Origin of the sequence: Stenotrophomonas sp., assembly GCF_050737075.1 — a bacterium.
Lineage (GTDB): Bacteria > Pseudomonadota > Gammaproteobacteria > Xanthomonadales > Xanthomonadaceae > Stenotrophomonas.
The window spans coordinates 1-13493 of sequence record NZ_JBOHXV010000017.1; the positions used below are offsets into that span (position 1 = coordinate 1).

The following is a 13493-nucleotide window of genomic DNA, read 5'->3' on the forward strand; positions in this document are numbered from 1 at the left end:
CGAAGGCATTGGCGCCGATGTCTGCACGGGCCACGGCATCTGCGGCCGCGCTGTTGGCGAAGAGGAAGGCGGCGCCACGCCAGGTGTCGACCAGGGCGCTACCGTTGCCGACGACGGATTCTTCGGCGACGCCGACGGCGTTACCGGCGCCCGCCGTGCCGGCCGGCACGGCATTACCGTTGGCGGTGAGCAGCGCTACCAGCGTGCCTGCATGGATGGTCGAGCCGGGATTGACGATGTGGCCGACGCGTTCGCCGGAGCGGCGCTTGGTGTTGCGGCCTTGGGTGGCTGCGGTCATTGCAATGGTCCTTGTGAGTTGAGGCGAGGTGCCAATCAGGCCTGCGGCCGGGCGGCGGCGAAGTCCTTGGGGGAGATGCCGGTCTGATTGCAGACGGCCAGTTCGGCGGCGGTCAGGCCGTTCTCATCCTTGACGGCCGGTGCGGCGCCGCCGGTCTGGCTCGACGTCAGGGCGGCGATCGGGGCGGCCTTGTCCAAGTAGGCGGACAGCGCGGCAACATTGGAGTTGCCCAGGTCGGTTGCCCAGTCCTTCATGGTCGGCAGAATGCGGCCGTCCGCCAGGCCCGCATCAACCAGGGCGGCGACTTCGCCGGCATTCTGCTTGGCACTGAGCGCGGCGATCTGACCTTGCAGTTCTTCGACCACGCCGATCGGCACGTACTTGGCCGGGTCCGGTGCGGAACCTGCGGCCTTGGTCTTGAGCGCGCTGCAGGCGGCAATGGCGGCGGCACCCTCGGCGCCCAGCTGGGCGTTCAGTGCGGCCGCATGGGAATGCAGCGCCGAGCAGGCTGCGATCGCCTGGTCCTCGGTGGTGGATGCGGGCAGGCCGAGGGCGGCCAGCAGGGCTTCGAGCAGGGTCATTGAGGATTCCTCGGGGTCGGGGTGGAACGCGAAAGTCGCGGCGGCGCGCAGCGACATCGCCTGCATGCCGTCGATTGCGGGGGTGTTGGTAATGGCGGCCATCTCAATGGCCAGCACCTCGCCGGTCTTCTCGTCGTAGAGGAAGACCGGCGAGATGTAGCGGTACTCGCCGGAGCGGATCTGCTGAGCTGCCTGGGCCGTCAGTTCGACGGTGGCCCAAAGCCCGGACCCTTCGCGCCATTGCAGCGCCCGCATCCAGGCAGCGGCCGGCGCGGGCTGCCCGTTGGTTTCCTTGTGCAACGTCTGGTGTTCGTAGTCGACGACAGGCGGGGTCTTTCGGGCGTTGAAACGCCCAATCACCTTGCTGGCGATGCCGGCGTCGATTGTCCAGGCGGCAACCTTCATCTGCCGCCCGTCGTTGGGGCGGAACGCGCCTGCAGGCGTCAGCTGGATTTCAACAACGCGGTCGTCATCGAACTGGAGCGGCAGCGAGTAGCTGCACGCGGCGATCGCAACGGACAGGAGATTGGCAGCGAGGGAGGTCTTGTTCATCCCGGCCAGATTGGCCGGTTGGTGCCTTGCGCCGGGACTAACATGCGTCAGTGAAATTGGCTCGGCGCCATTGCGGTCGACCGGCCGGGAAACTGTACACGTTTCGCGAAAAAAACGGCCGCAGCGCAAACGCGGGCTTCACAGTGGGCCAGCACAGCGTTTGAAAGGCGTTTAAATCGCCCTGGGCGCCCCTCGGAGGGTCATCGTCGGACGGTGGTCGCAGTGAGGGGGGCTTAGCGGGCCTCTGGGGCCGTTCTAGGCGCCACCCAAATCGGAGGGATCAGCTCCGAGGTCCAGCCATGCGACGGCCAGGCGCTCGATCCCATCCGCATCCTCGGCGCTGATGCCGATGAAGGGGCGGGCCGGCAGGCCGGGGTGGTTCACTCCGCCGCGCGGTCCGGGACCACCTGGCCACGCCAATGCCTTCTTGTCCTTTGGTTTGATGACGTAGGGTGACGTGCCTTCCTGATGCCAGCGGGCCTGCTTGGAGTCAGCGCGGATCTCCACCCAGTCAATTCCGGACATGGGGTGAATGCCGTCGCGGGTACGGTGGGTGGCATTGAGCGGCGTCCGCCCCGATCCATCGGCCAGTGGCTCCCATGCCACCCCGTCAGGGCCAACACCCGTATCGAAGCGAGCCTGGGTGCTTTCAGTCAGGTCCTCACCGACCTGGGCCATTAGCCCGGATAGATCGGCGCTTCGGCGCAGCAGGTTTCCGAACCAGCGCTCGGCCTGCTCCGCATCGACGTGTAGGATCAACGGCTCATTGGCCATGGTATTCTCCGGCCACGGACCGGGGACCAGCCGCCCCTGGTGTAGCGGCCTCAGCGCCGCAATCCTTCCACAGGGTGGGCCAGTCCCCGAGGCCCTGCAGGAAGCGCCGCAGAGCGAACTGGCGCGTCTGTGAGCAAAGGCTCATTTCTCTGTTCGCCCCCATACCAACAGTCCTTGCCGTGATCGCGGTTGCGGCTTGTTGCCACGGAAGAAATCGAACGACCCCCACACTCCGCCCGGCAGCACCTCGGCAATCACCGTCAGGGAATAACGCTTCTGCGCCGCACCTTCCCCTTCGGTGACCTCTACGCGCTTCACGTAGTACCGCCGCAGGCCGACCTGGCCAGCATCGTTCTGGGCGAAGTTGGCCCAGATCTCGAACGGTGCCTGGATGGTTTCAGCCAGCAGGGGCAGATACTTCTCACGGCCGTCCAGGCGGGATGGCTTTTCCAGCCAATGCTCAATGACCTGGTCGGTCAGCAGCACCTGGTCGCCGGAAGGATCGCGCAGGGTTGAAGTCTCGCCGTAAAGCTCCCGCCACACCTCGCGCACCCGCTGCGGGTCTCGGATGCCGCTGGGCAACGGCTGGGCAATGGCAGTGTCTAAGGGCACCTGAGCGGGACGGCCAGACTCAGCCGCACTCCTGCCGGGCAGCTCAGACCACTTTGCGCCAGCATCCTTGGCGAGTACCGCATCCGCAATGTGCGCGCCGTTGTTCGCATGGCCCACGTGGTACGCCCACTCCGCAGGCGGATCGCCTTCGACGGGTGCAGGTGCCTGGCCCGGACGAAGTCCGTCGGCGCGGAGTTTCGCCTCTGATACGCCAATGACGCTGCAGCGACAACCCCAGCCATTGGGCGGGTAGTTCGTCTCCCACCACGGGTCGGTGCTGGCCAGGATCAGGCCATCCCACGCCCGGTGATGCTCGCGAGGGTTGCGCACCGTGTTGTGCCTGTATCGCAGGTATGGAAAGCGCCGCAGAGTCTCCCACCGGCCTGCCATGTAAGAGGTCCGCAGGTTCGTGTGGTAGATGACTGATGTGCGCCAGGCCTCGCCGCCAGCGGTGCCTTCGCCGGCCCACCCAGTCCATCCATTGCGCTGCACCGTGTCGCGGAATCGCGCGCGGAAGTCCTCCAGCGTCTCGCCCTGGGAAATCGCCGCGTCGACGGCCTGGCGAAGATCGCTCAACAGCGCATCACGGGTCGCGCCGGCCACCACGAAGGCACGCGCGTGCTGTCCCTGCCAAAGATCGTCCCATCGCCTGGTGGGCAGGTTCACCTTGTTGCGGAAGTACGCCTCTGCCTCTGGCAAGCTGCCGAAGTTGCCACGGACGTCAGCCACGACTGTCCTCCAATCCATCGAGCATCCCGGCGGCTCCGCCGATCGCCAGGGCATGCTGCATGGCGCGGGTGAATTGTTCTGTGGAGAGCTGCGGCAGGAGCGCCAGCAGGCCCTCGCGCACCTGTTCCAGGTCGCGGGCGCCATCGACCAGCGCCTGGATCTTATCCACCCATCCCGCGACCACCGGGTCGATCTCATCGGCGACCAACCCAACGAGCTGGTCCTCTCGATCGCGGGGTGCTGCAACTGCAGCCGCCGGGTGAGCGCGGCTCAGTGCCGCCCGGTCGGCCTGCGGCGCGACAGGGGTGGCACCCAGCACCGGTTCGTCAGGCCCAGCCTCGGGAATGCCCAGCTCCGTGTGCGCCCAGGATGGGGGGATGCGCATGCCGAGGCCAACCAACGCCGGAAGGGCCTCAGCAAACACAGTGATGTCCTTGGTTTCGGCCAGGTCGAAGACGAAGCGCGGGCAGCGGCGGCGATCGCCCTGTGGGATCAGTCCGTTGAGTACCGCAAGTGGATAGACCAAGTCACGCGTCAGCGTGGTGGCGACCTGCTTTCCATCCGCGTCCTTCAGCTCCTTGCGGACCTCGTTATGCACATTGCCCAGCGCGTTGGTGCTGGACTTGCCGTCTGCCTGGCTTGTCAGTGTGCCGCCCAGAATGGCCTTGCTCTGGCTGCGCTCACACCATTCGATCATCAGCTCGAAGGCCTTGGGGTCGCCTTCCGCCACGGCCGGGAAATCCATGGTCATGCCTTCCGGGATGATACCGGCCGCATTGTGGCCAATCTGCATCAAGGCGCGGAGCAGGGTCAGCTTCTCCTTCTCCGAAGCGCCTGGCGGATACTTGCCGATCCGCATGGGAATGCCATAGATCTCCAGGAATTCGGCCAGGTCGCCCACGCTGTAGTTCTTGAACAGGTACGGCCAGACCAGGACGCGGAACAACGCGGATCGCTCCATGTAGCCGCTCTTGGCGGAATGGGTGTGGGTGATCCAGCCGAACGGCCGGAGCGCTTCGCCTTCCCCTGTGCCGTTCCGCAGACGGATTTCCTGCTGATAGCCACGATGGAATTGGAACCAAGACTGCGGCCGATGGAGGATGGACTTCGGCTGCCAGGCCGATCCGATACGCCCCCACTCGATTTCCTGATTGACGAAGCCCTTGCCGATGGCATCGGTGGTGTCGAACAGGATGCCTTCGAGGTTGTCCATCGACTCCAGCATTTCCTGCAGCTGCTCGGCGGCACTCCTTTCGGCGGCGCTGGGATTCTTCGGCGGGGCAATCTTCCAGGGCAAGCCGGCCACAGCTCGGCGGCGCTTAGACATCTCGGAAAAGATGTGGGCATCCCGCTCTTCCATGTCTTCGAACAGCTCGTACTGGCGGATTGCATCGCCCTGTTCGGCCGCTAGCAGGATGGACGCCAGACGGGTCGGGGTCAGTCCGCGCGACGGATGGCCCTGGAACTCGCGCTGCAGCTGGGTTGCGTGGGCGGTCTGCGGCGCGGCCAGCTCGGTCACGCGGAATGGCTGGCCATCGGGGCCGAGGATGCGGGAGGTGGTCACCATGCTTCAGGTTCCGAGAGAGTGAGGTCGTCGTCGTCGCCGTGGGCGACGGTGTCGAATCCGCGGCTGGACTTTGGCATGGGGGTCCATGCCATTTCTGAGCCGGGGTGTCGACTGGCGTAGTACATCAGTGCAATCGCAATGCCGGCATCGCCGTGGCGCTGGCCACCGTCCTTGCCGGTGGAGCGCTCCGGGACGCGGGCAACGCCCTTGATCATCTTGATCGCGCGCAGGTCGGACAGGACGTCCTTGTCGCGTGGAACGGCAATGGCGTCGTCTTCGAAAGCCTGTTTCAGCGGCGGCATGTTGGTTCGGTACCAACCCTCGGTGGCCATGATCAGCTCCACCCGGCTGTAGCCAAACTCCTGTGCCAGGAACTCGGAAACTGCGTTGCCGTTGCCGCGCGCATCCACTGCCGCCTTCACAAAGCGCGGCAGCCGCTTGATGACGTACTTGGCCACCTGGTCCTGCTGCTTGTGCGGCATATTGCGCAGCTCCAGCAGGAAAGGGATGCGCCGACGCAGGTTCTGCTCGATCTGTGCAGGCACCATCACGGTCAAATCGCCCGAACGGCCGAAGTCCTGACCGAACACACTCTGCAGGTCCTGGGGAAGCTCGGCCAGCAGCGGACCCACTTCGAGGTCCAGCCACTCCTGGACGGCCGTCCAACGGACCTGATCCGGCTCCTGCTCGAACCCCTTGGGGCACGTGTAGCGCAGGACAGGTGCGCCGTACATCCGCTGTTCGACCAGGGCCGACGTCAGCCACGCGCCCGATCCCTGGCTCGGCACGACGTCCAGCTCTTCCTCGGCCGCCTGCCCATAGAAGGCGTAGACGCTCACGGTCCACTTGGCCTGAGCATCTATGTCCCAAGCCACGCCCTTGCGCATGCAGACTCGGCCGAACAGACCCTGTTCCACCGCCTCTTTGAAGGTGATCCGGTGCACGCTTCCCTTTCGCGCACCCGAGCGGATCTCGTTCACCAGCTCGTTGAACGGGTTTTGATCGCCGTCATGCGTACTGATGACGCGCACCTTGCCTCCCCAGATCAGGAGGGCCAGCGCAGCCTTGAGCAGTTCATCCAGGGCGCCATGGAAGGCGGCCTCATCGATGACCACCACACCCTGCTTGCCGCGCAGGTTGGCGGGGCGAGAGGACAGTGCCACGATACGAAAGCCACTGGCAAACCGGATCGTGTAGGTCTTGATCGACTTTTCATCGTCGCCGTCCTTGAAGACCTCTTCGCCTTCCTCGACTTCCTCGGCCACCTGGTTGAACACGCGCGCCCACATGGCGCAGGCCTCGATGTACTCGATGGCCATGTCCATGTTGTAGCCGATGTAGTACACGTTCATCCCGCCGCCCTGGCGGGACTTGGCAGCGATCAGGACGTTGTCGGATGCCTCGGCCCAGGTGAGGCCGACGCGCCGACTCTTCTCGGCCACCTTCAGGTCGCTGTCATCGGCAACCCAGTCCTGTTGGTATCGCAGCAGCACGGCATCGACCGCGCTGTTGACCTGGGCCGCCAGCGAAGCCGGCAGATCCTGCTCCAGCAGATCGTGTGGCCGGAGGGCCCTGGCGGTCGCTTCGGCCAGCGACCCCTTGAGCGGAACACCCTTGCCGGCAGTCTTGGGCGAGGTCTTCGCAGTTGCCATCAGCCGATCCCCAGGATCTTCTTGCGGAAGTCATTGGCCGTCTCTTCGGAGAGGCCTCCGGACTTGACGACCTTGTCCAGCTTCGCGGCCTGCTCACGCACCATTGCTTCGCGAGCCTCCTGGGCGATCGCCCGACGCACGTTGACGCTGACCCGCTGAGTGTCCATCGCATCCTTGGCGGCTCGGGCCAGCTTGCGGATGTCCTCAATGCTCATGTCGTCCTTTTCGTGCGCCTTGAGCGCAGCGTTCGTCGCCAGGGTCGTGATCGCCTGGCCCAGGAGCGCGCCGGCCTTCTCGCCAACGCCTTCGCCCAGCTCTCCGATCACGGCCTGCGAAACCGCTTCGATCTCTCGCATCCGCGAGGTCAGCTCGGAGAAGCCTTTGCCGTAGCGATGCAGCGCCGACTTGGAAACTTCCGCTGCCGGCTCACCAGGGAACGTGGTCTGCAGGTCGGCGATCATCTCAGCCAACGTCAGCCGGTCCTCGCGGAGCAGCCGCTCAATGTGGCTGCGCTGCTGGGTAGGCAGGCGCTGAATGCTGGACTTTCCGCGACGTGGGGAGGCCATGGCGATTACCGAGCGCTCGGGCGGCTGACGCCGGGCACGGCGGTCATGCCACTGGCCGCGTCCTGGCCTCGGATGGTCAGCTCAGCCACCAGCACGCCAGGCACTACCTCGCTTACGCGAAGCAAGCCCTGCTCACCCAGCCAGGTCAGGTCGGTGAGCACATCGTCGCGGCTGCCGGCTACGGCCAGGTGATGCAGGCCAGAGTGGAGCGTGGAGCTGTTGGCGCGATAGCCATTCTGTTCGGCCAGGAGCCGCAGCAGGACCAGGCGGCGGTCCTCGCGCAGGCGGTCAGCAAAGGTTTTCTGGGTCATTCCTCGTTCTCCAACAGGTGTTCCTGGACGGTTTTCAACATGGTGTTCGTGGCGTCGGTCTTTGCTTCTAGCGTTGCCAGCCGGTCGAACACCTGGCGCACTTCTCTGCTGGTCAAGTGGTGTTGGTAGTGGACTTCCAGTTTCGTGACCCGATCAGACAGGCCCGAATGCCGCCACCACAGCAGCAACACCACCATGAGCGTGATCGCCACCAGCACCACGACCAGGGCGAGGAGACCCACCACCACCGGGCCGTTCACAGCACCGCCGTTCATGTGGTCTCCCGCGCCGTGGCGCAGCTGATGCAACGACGAGTACTTGGCACGGCGCGTTGCCTTGCTGCCGGAATCTCACTGCCGCAGTCATCACAGTTCATGGGAGTGAGGGTGGTCGGTGCCCCTGGCCGATGAGCCTCGCGAGCGCGGCGACCCTGCTCGAACACTTCCCACGCCCGCGCATCGACCTCGCCAGCCATATCAACGTCGTCTTGCACTCGGGTGTTTCCTTCCAATGATCAAGTCGTTGAGGTCCGCCGCGCATCCGACGTAGGCGCGGGCCTGGCCCTCCAGGGCCGCAGCGCGATCGCCGCGCTGCCTCTTCGCTTCAGTGCGGCACGTCAGCGCCAGCTGCTCGTACTCGTTGCGGAGCATCAGCAGGTCCCTCTCGCTTGCGCCGCCCTTCATCCGTGCACCCCGCAGGCAGAACTTGCGTCTCCAGCGCTCGGCAGTACCACTGCCAGGCTGTGGCCTCCCATTCGTCCGTTGCCAGGATCAATGCCCGTCCCCGATCGCTGCAGTCGTGATAGAGGGACGCCACCAGGTCGTGGTTTCCCAGGAGGGTTGCCCACAGGTCGTTGGGAGCCATCGGCAGCGCCGGGCATTCCTGCTTCAGACTGGCGGGTATTGCTGGCGGGGGCGGCGGCTGGGGATTTCCCCTGATTGCTTTGGTTCCAGTGCTGCAGGACGTCATCGCCAGCGCGAGTAGTGCGCAGCTCAGGGCGCCGATCAAGCAGCGACGCCAGCGCGGCGCGTTGGCCCTCGGCGAACTTCCGGTTCTCTTCACGGTTTTGCTCCAGGGATGTGGAGATGGTGTTCATGCGGTCGATTGCTTCGGCGTAAGCGATCGCGGTACTGGCTGCTCGGGTGTGCAGCTGCGCGACCTGCTCTTCCAGCTGACCGATGAAGGCCTTTTGCTCGGCTCGATCTTTGATGGCCTGGCCGCCCTCAGCCCAGCGGTTGCCTGCCCACAACCCAGCCGCCACGGCGGTGGCGAAGAGCAGCGCCAGGACCAGCAACTTCGTGGCCATCGTTTCAGTGCGTGCTACTGGCATGGAGAACTCCCCGGCCATCCGGCAGCGATGTACGCCGGCTCCAGCACCAGCAGAATTCGGCGCGGATACCCGATGTTCTCGCGATGGGCCCAATCGGCGCGGGAGCGATACTTGGCGACCTGGTGCCAATCGTTGGAATCGGCACCGGCTTTGTAGGCAAGGCTTCGCTCACGATTTAGCGCCGTCTCACCACCGTTGTAAGCGCGGAAGGTGAATGCCCAACGGCTGCACTCGGACATCGCGCCGCTGCCATACACGGCCACACGGTCGAGCAACCATCGGTCGTACAGTGCAGCCGCGAGAATCGCCTGCTGCGCATTCCATGGATCGAACGACGCCAGTTCCTTGGGGAACACCGTCGCAATCCAGCTCGCGGTCTTGGGCATGAACTGAGCGATGCCCTGTGCCCCTACCGGGGACCGTGCATCTGCTCGAAAGCCTGACTCCTGGTGGAGCTGGGCGGCAAGCCGCGCTGGGCTGCCATGGACGCCCCAGGCCCGCGCGGTCGCCTGCTCGACTCGGTGCCGATAAAGGGCCGACGCAGGGGCAATGCGAACCGCTCCAGGGCGCGGCTCCGATGCCTGCGCGGTGCGGCAGCTTCCCACCGCCAATATCGCAAGCAGCACCAGGACCACCGCCGTGACCAGGCGCAGCGCCCTGTCGGGATAGCCGCGCCGCTTCATCCGATCAACCCTGCCGCGATCATGGCCGCAGCGATCAGGGTGACTCGGCGCGTCTGCGCCATCGACTTTTCAAGGCCGTCCTGCAGGTGCCGGGGATCGCCGCCCCGAAACACAGTCAGGTCTACGCCGAATCCGATGGCGGCCGCCATGGTGAGCTTGGATGCCGCCCAGATGTAGGAGGCAACCAGGACGGGATTGATCAGTGCCACCACGGCCAGCAGCACCAGGCTAATTGCGAACCACAGCCAGATGTGGCCAATGCGGTCCAGCAGTGAGCCGATTGCCGAAGTGATACGCAGGAAAGGATTGTTGGGTTGCATGGGCACTCCGCTTTGATGGGTAGCGGGGTGCGCAAGCGCTGCTGCGCTTGGTCGTCCCCCGGTACGCACAGCATCCGCGCGCGCGCCAAGTCGGGGGGACTAACATCCGTCAATGAAAAAGCCCCGCTTAAGCGGGGCCATTCAATGATTCAAATCTGTGGAAGTACGCCTGCACACAAGCTGGCTATTCCAGCGTCGGCGATGCTTTGTCCCTCTCGGGGGAACAGCGACCGAGCCAACAGCTTTCCATCAGGGTGCCACGCGAATGGTTCAAAGCCCGTGTATCCGCCTAGCCGGTTCTTCGCGTTGAACTCACCACAGACAATCGGGGCCTTGCCGGCAGCCGATTCCAGTTGCACAACCCGGACTTCGCGGAACTGCACCGAGCCAGGATCTGTTGCGACGTGCCGAACCGCCTTCTCAGCCGATGCGACCAGGTCGCTTTTCGCCTGGCTGGCGCATCCTGCCAGGGCGAACGCCACCACCGTCGCTGCAAGCAGATTCAATCCGTTGGTCATGCCTGTTCTCCAAAATTAAACCGCCCCTGGACCCGCGACAAATGCAGATCCCTTTGCTCGCGCAGCACCCGGTAGACGCTGACTTCAGTCAGCCCGTACTCCTGGGCGAGGTCCGCAATGTTACCGCGCTTGGCTCGGCGGTAGATCTCCGCATCCCGCAGGGCGTTCCGTAGCCGAATGCCTCTGGGGATGTAGATCGAGCGACCTCCGGCATACTCGCCCTGAGCCATCACGGCGGCGATGGCCAGCCGCGTGGCGGTTTCGTTGTCCAGCCCGATGCGGCGGAACTTGCTTTCCACCACCGCGACCAAGGCACTCAGCATCCCGGCCCACTGGGCCTCCGGCAGCTCCATGGGCGCCCGCGCGAGCATCTCGTCGGCCTCGACGCCTTCGGGCATTCCGATCAGATCGCGCTGGTCTTCCATCACTGCTCTCCGTACTTCTCGTGGGCTTGCCGACGGTGCTCATCGGCCTCTTCCGGGCTGAACTGCTCGAACTCGACCATCTGGTTGATCCAGGTGAGCTGGCGCTGCAGCGGCGTTTCGGCATTCGGCGAAGGTGTGACACTGGCCGTGCCTGATGTTCTGGACAGGTGCCTGCCGGTCTGGGCGTCCGCCTCGCGCTGGCGCTCGGCAGCGGCGTCAGCCTTGTCGGCCAGCCCGTAGACCACGGCACGCAGATACCCGTGGGACTCCAGTGGCAGCGTGAGGGAGTGTCGCTGAGCCAACATCTGTTCGATGCCGTTGGCCCAGGAGGCCATGTTCGCGGAGCGGCGGACGCCCGATCGCTCGTCCTTGCACACCTGGCCGGTTGCAACCAGGTCGGCGACTTCCTGGGCGATCTTGGCGGCACGGGACAGCCGCAGGGCTGTCTTGGCCGGCTTGAACAGGCCGAGGTAGCCCAGCACAGCCTTGCCCAGCTCCGGCTGCATAGCGGCCAGGGTCATGGCCAGGCGCTTGCCGTCGTCCTCGACAAAGAACGCACTCACGTGGCCCTGTGAACCGCATTCGGGGCATGTTGCTTTCATCAGTTGGTCCGAGAATCCTTGAAAGAAAGCGCCGGGGGCGCGTCAAGGCTGTCCACGGCGCCACCCAGGAAAGCGCGCACGAACTCATCCTCCGTGCCGCCGGCCCTGAGCAGCTCAACGCCCAGCAGAACCACATTTGTGAGGTACGGGATCACCTGCGGCGACGGGAGCTGCAGCACATGCTGGAAGGTCATCTTTAGCGCTGCCTGGGCGGCAGCTTCCATCACTTGTGATTTCTCTTCTGTGTTCACTTCTTGCTGTTCCTTTTTGCGTCGATCTGGAGGGCGGCTATCAGTCGGTGGAGCTGGTCACCCTTCAGCCATTCCAAACGTTCAACCTTGAACATGCGCTTGGACATCGCGATCGCGTAGTTCCAGGGGCGCCCCGCGTCGGCGAGCAGCGCCTCGATCTTCTTCAGCATCGGGGTTTCTTCCACCGTATCCGGCCTGCCGGCGAACACAGCGCCGCCGCTGGTCTTTTTGGTGTCGCTGAAGCCGAGTCGCTTCAGCTCGCGGATGACCAGGTCGCGCTCAGTGGCCGACATCACGGCGCTTGAGTCCTTGCCGGTAATCCGGCGCAGCAGGGCGCGGTAGGTGCTGTCGTCCAGCCCGAGCTGGGTTGCTGCCATGTGGATTTTGGCGATCTGTGCGCGGCGGGCGTCCTGCTTACCCACGCGTCACCTCCGTCACCTGCATGGAGGCGGAATCAATATCCGGGCGGTCATCGAAGTCGACAATACGAATGCCGTGGTTGCCTGCTGGCCAACCTTCGATCGAATCAAACTCCTGCTGCATCCCAGCGACGGAATAGCTCGAGTTCACATCTAGAACCCAAGCCATGAATTCCGCGCCGGCCAGCTTGATCACCGCCAAGACAACGTCGCCGTCAGCCTCATCGATTCGGTCTTGTGCCCCCGTCCAGAACGAATTGATGGTCTGCGCCATCTCTGGGGTCAGCACGTTGTGATCGACGTCGAGCGTGACTTCACCTTCGCCCCAGTCCCTTTCAACCTTGTAGCGCCTCAGGTTGGCCCCGGCTTTGGTGTCGCTATTCATCGAGTTCATCGCGCCTCTTCCTTCTTTTCCTCAAAACGAACCATGTGGCTGTGAATCGGGTGACGGTGCATCACCCACGGGAAGACATCACCACGAAGCTGGATGTACATCACCGCGTCCCTCACCATCTCGACGTCTTCGTCGTAGAGCCGAGGGGCAGTCAGGTCGAAGTGCTGGACATCGTCAATCCATGTGTCCCTGGCGAACAGCTCGATGTCGCAGCGCACGGTCCGGTCTGCGATCTGAGCGGCGAGTGCCATTACCTCGGCGGCGGGATCACTGTGAGCCATGTCAGACCCCCGCCATATCGAGCGTGATCGCCTGATATTTGCCCTTGCCATCGCGCTCGTAGACGCGGACGTAGGCCTTGCTCCCCACAACCTGGACAGCCTCGCCGATCGCGACCATGGCGCGCTGCCAGCGGTCGTCCTCGATCTGAAGCCGCCGCAACGACAGCACCTGACCGGTACGGATGTTGCCCTGTTGGTCCATTCGGAAGGCATCGTTGATGATGGCGCGGATCTCTGGAGACGCGTCTTCCGTCCATTCGACCAGGCACGCATCAATCAGCGCCTTTGCCGCCTGGAGGCGTTCATCGAAGCGGATGCTCTCCTGGATCTGGCGAATGATCTTGTAGCGGCCGTCGAACGCCATGAGGGTGACGTTCCCCTTGGCGCCCCCGATAAACACCCTGTATTCCTCTGCGCTGAGCTGGACGAAGGCAGCGATGTCGGCGTACGCCCGGATCTTGAATGCAGCCAGCTGGGCGTGGAGGCGCTTTGCCTCATTGGCCAGCTCGGCGACCAGCTCATCGCGGGCCTGATCGATGGGGCGGATGTTTTTCTCGGGGACCAAGTTCCCCTTTGCGTCCTGCCTGTAGCCAGACGGGATGATGCTGGTGCCTTGCATGCTATTGCC

21 protein-coding genes are annotated in these 13493 nt (G+C 64.4%); all 21 read right to left on the reverse strand.

Annotation, left to right across the window (positions count from 1 at the left end):
- Window positions 1–298 (reverse strand): hypothetical protein (locus ACREPD_RS06075; protein WP_431598484.1); only part of this gene is annotated, 298 nt, incomplete at its 3' end.
- Window positions 299–333: 35 nt separating this feature from the next.
- On the reverse strand, window positions 334–1431 hold the full coding sequence (locus tag ACREPD_RS06080) for a phage protease (protein ID WP_431598485.1): 1098 nt from the start codon (window positions 1429–1431) through the stop codon (window positions 334–336).
- A gap of 255 nt (window positions 1432–1686) precedes the next feature.
- Window positions 1687–2205: a phage virion morphogenesis protein gene (locus ACREPD_RS06085; RefSeq protein ID WP_431598486.1), complete on the reverse strand. Its 519-nt coding sequence runs from the start codon at window positions 2203–2205 to the stop codon at window positions 1687–1689.
- Between the two features lie 141 nt (window positions 2206–2346).
- Window positions 2347–3546, reverse strand: a complete 1200-nt coding sequence (locus ACREPD_RS06090; protein WP_431598487.1) for a PBECR2 nuclease fold domain-containing protein — start codon at window positions 3544–3546, stop codon at window positions 2347–2349.
- A complete protein-coding gene (locus ACREPD_RS06095; protein WP_431598488.1) occupies window positions 3539–5113 on the reverse strand; it encodes a DUF935 domain-containing protein in 1575 nt (524 codons plus the stop codon). The genes ACREPD_RS06090 and ACREPD_RS06095 overlap by 8 nt, the downstream gene beginning before the upstream one ends.
- Window positions 5107–6765, reverse strand: coding sequence for a hypothetical protein (locus ACREPD_RS06100; protein WP_431598489.1), 1659 nt, complete (start codon window positions 6763–6765; stop codon window positions 5107–5109). Before ACREPD_RS06100 ends, ACREPD_RS06095 begins: the two co-directional genes overlap by 7 nt.
- On the reverse strand, window positions 6765–7331 hold the full coding sequence (locus ACREPD_RS06105) for a phage protein Gp27 family protein (protein WP_431598490.1): 567 nt from the start codon (window positions 7329–7331) through the stop codon (window positions 6765–6767). Before ACREPD_RS06105 ends, ACREPD_RS06100 begins: the two co-directional genes overlap by 1 nt.
- A gap of 5 nt (window positions 7332–7336) precedes the next feature.
- Complete coding sequence (locus ACREPD_RS06110) at window positions 7337–7642, reverse strand: VpaChn25_0724 family phage protein (RefSeq protein ID WP_431598491.1); 306 nt, start codon at window positions 7640–7642, stop codon at window positions 7337–7339.
- On the reverse strand, window positions 7639–7917 hold the full coding sequence (locus ACREPD_RS06115; protein ID WP_431598492.1) for a hypothetical protein: 279 nt from the start codon (window positions 7915–7917) through the stop codon (window positions 7639–7641). Before ACREPD_RS06115 ends, ACREPD_RS06110 begins: the two co-directional genes overlap by 4 nt.
- Entirely contained in the window at window positions 7914–8117 is a 204-nt protein-coding gene (locus ACREPD_RS06120; protein ID WP_431598542.1) for a TraR/DksA C4-type zinc finger protein, read from the reverse strand. Before ACREPD_RS06120 ends, ACREPD_RS06115 begins: the two co-directional genes overlap by 4 nt.
- Before the next feature lie 204 nt (window positions 8118–8321).
- Window positions 8322–8948 carry a hypothetical protein gene (locus ACREPD_RS06125; protein ID WP_431598493.1) on the reverse strand — a complete coding sequence of 209 codons (627 nt, stop codon included), beginning with the start codon at window positions 8946–8948 and terminating at the stop codon, window positions 8322–8324.
- A 14-nt stretch (window positions 8949–8962) separates the two neighbouring features.
- Entirely contained in the window at window positions 8963–9655 is a 693-nt protein-coding gene (locus ACREPD_RS06130; RefSeq protein WP_431598494.1) for a transglycosylase SLT domain-containing protein, read from the reverse strand.
- Window positions 9652–9975 carry a hypothetical protein gene (locus tag ACREPD_RS06135; RefSeq protein ID WP_431598495.1) on the reverse strand — a complete coding sequence of 108 codons (324 nt, stop codon included), beginning with the start codon at window positions 9973–9975 and terminating at the stop codon, window positions 9652–9654. Before ACREPD_RS06135 ends, ACREPD_RS06130 begins: the two co-directional genes overlap by 4 nt.
- 149 nt (window positions 9976–10124) lie before the next feature.
- Complete coding sequence (locus ACREPD_RS06140; RefSeq protein WP_431598496.1) at window positions 10125–10493, reverse strand: hypothetical protein; 369 nt, start codon at window positions 10491–10493, stop codon at window positions 10125–10127.
- Window positions 10490–10918 carry a Mor transcription activator family protein gene (locus tag ACREPD_RS06145; protein WP_431598497.1) on the reverse strand — a complete coding sequence of 143 codons (429 nt, stop codon included), beginning with the start codon at window positions 10916–10918 and terminating at the stop codon, window positions 10490–10492. Before ACREPD_RS06145 ends, ACREPD_RS06140 begins: the two co-directional genes overlap by 4 nt.
- A complete protein-coding gene (locus ACREPD_RS06150; RefSeq protein WP_431598498.1) occupies window positions 10918–11520 on the reverse strand; it encodes a hypothetical protein in 603 nt (200 codons plus the stop codon). Before ACREPD_RS06150 ends, ACREPD_RS06145 begins: the two co-directional genes overlap by 1 nt.
- The gene (locus tag ACREPD_RS06155) at window positions 11520–11771 is read right to left on the reverse strand and encodes a hypothetical protein (protein ID WP_431598499.1); all 252 of its coding nucleotides are present in this window, start codon (window positions 11769–11771) and stop codon (window positions 11520–11522) included. Before ACREPD_RS06155 ends, ACREPD_RS06150 begins: the two co-directional genes overlap by 1 nt.
- Window positions 11768–12193, reverse strand: coding sequence for a gp16 family protein (locus tag ACREPD_RS06160; protein WP_431598500.1), 426 nt, complete (start codon window positions 12191–12193; stop codon window positions 11768–11770). Before ACREPD_RS06160 ends, ACREPD_RS06155 begins: the two co-directional genes overlap by 4 nt.
- Complete coding sequence (locus ACREPD_RS06165) at window positions 12186–12584, reverse strand: DUF2528 family protein (RefSeq protein ID WP_431598501.1); 399 nt, start codon at window positions 12582–12584, stop codon at window positions 12186–12188. The genes ACREPD_RS06160 and ACREPD_RS06165 overlap by 8 nt, the downstream gene beginning before the upstream one ends.
- The gene (locus ACREPD_RS06170; protein WP_431598502.1) at window positions 12581–12865 is read right to left on the reverse strand and encodes a hypothetical protein; all 285 of its coding nucleotides are present in this window, start codon (window positions 12863–12865) and stop codon (window positions 12581–12583) included. Before ACREPD_RS06170 ends, ACREPD_RS06165 begins: the two co-directional genes overlap by 4 nt.
- A 1-nt stretch (window position 12866) precedes the next feature.
- The gene (locus ACREPD_RS06175) at window positions 12867–13484 is read right to left on the reverse strand and encodes a DUF3164 family protein (protein WP_431598503.1); all 618 of its coding nucleotides are present in this window, start codon (window positions 13482–13484) and stop codon (window positions 12867–12869) included.
- Window positions 13485–13493 lie beyond the last annotated feature (9 nt).

Coding starts and splice junctions, on each gene's coding strand:
- ACREPD_RS06080 (WP_431598485.1), bottom strand. CDS start 1,431: ATGAACAAGACCTCCCTCGCTGCCAATCTCCTGTCCGTTGCGATCGCC.
- ACREPD_RS06085 (WP_431598486.1), bottom strand. CDS start 2,205: ATGGCCAATGAGCCGTTGATCCTACACGTCGATGCGGAGCAGGCCGAG.
- ACREPD_RS06095 (WP_431598488.1), bottom strand. CDS start 5,113: ATGGTGACCACCTCCCGCATCCTCGGCCCCGATGGCCAGCCATTCCGC.
- ACREPD_RS06100 (WP_431598489.1), bottom strand. CDS start 6,765: ATGGCAACTGCGAAGACCTCGCCCAAGACTGCCGGCAAGGGTGTTCCG.
- ACREPD_RS06105 (WP_431598490.1), bottom strand. CDS start 7,331: ATGGCCTCCCCACGTCGCGGAAAGTCCAGCATTCAGCGCCTGCCTACC.
- ACREPD_RS06110 (WP_431598491.1), bottom strand. CDS start 7,642: ATGACCCAGAAAACCTTTGCTGACCGCCTGCGCGAGGACCGCCGCCTG.
- ACREPD_RS06115 (WP_431598492.1), bottom strand. CDS start 7,917: ATGAACGGCGGTGCTGTGAACGGCCCGGTGGTGGTGGGTCTCCTCGCC.
- ACREPD_RS06120 (WP_431598542.1), bottom strand. CDS start 8,117: ATGGCTGGCGAGGTCGATGCGCGGGCGTGGGAAGTGTTCGAGCAGGGT.
- ACREPD_RS06125 (WP_431598493.1), bottom strand. CDS start 8,948: ATGGCCACGAAGTTGCTGGTCCTGGCGCTGCTCTTCGCCACCGCCGTG.
- ACREPD_RS06130 (WP_431598494.1), bottom strand. CDS start 9,655: ATGAAGCGGCGCGGCTATCCCGACAGGGCGCTGCGCCTGGTCACGGCG.
- ACREPD_RS06135 (WP_431598495.1), bottom strand. CDS start 9,975: ATGCAACCCAACAATCCTTTCCTGCGTATCACTTCGGCAATCGGCTCA.
- ACREPD_RS06140 (WP_431598496.1), bottom strand. CDS start 10,493: ATGACCAACGGATTGAATCTGCTTGCAGCGACGGTGGTGGCGTTCGCC.
- ACREPD_RS06145 (WP_431598497.1), bottom strand. CDS start 10,918: ATGGAAGACCAGCGCGATCTGATCGGAATGCCCGAAGGCGTCGAGGCC.
- ACREPD_RS06150 (WP_431598498.1), bottom strand. CDS start 11,520: ATGAAAGCAACATGCCCCGAATGCGGTTCACAGGGCCACGTGAGTGCG.
- ACREPD_RS06165 (WP_431598501.1), bottom strand. CDS start 12,584: ATGAACTCGATGAATAGCGACACCAAAGCCGGGGCCAACCTGAGGCGC.
- ACREPD_RS06170 (WP_431598502.1), bottom strand. CDS start 12,865: ATGGCTCACAGTGATCCCGCCGCCGAGGTAATGGCACTCGCCGCTCAG.
- ACREPD_RS06175 (WP_431598503.1), bottom strand. CDS start 13,484: ATGCAAGGCACCAGCATCATCCCGTCTGGCTACAGGCAGGACGCAAAG.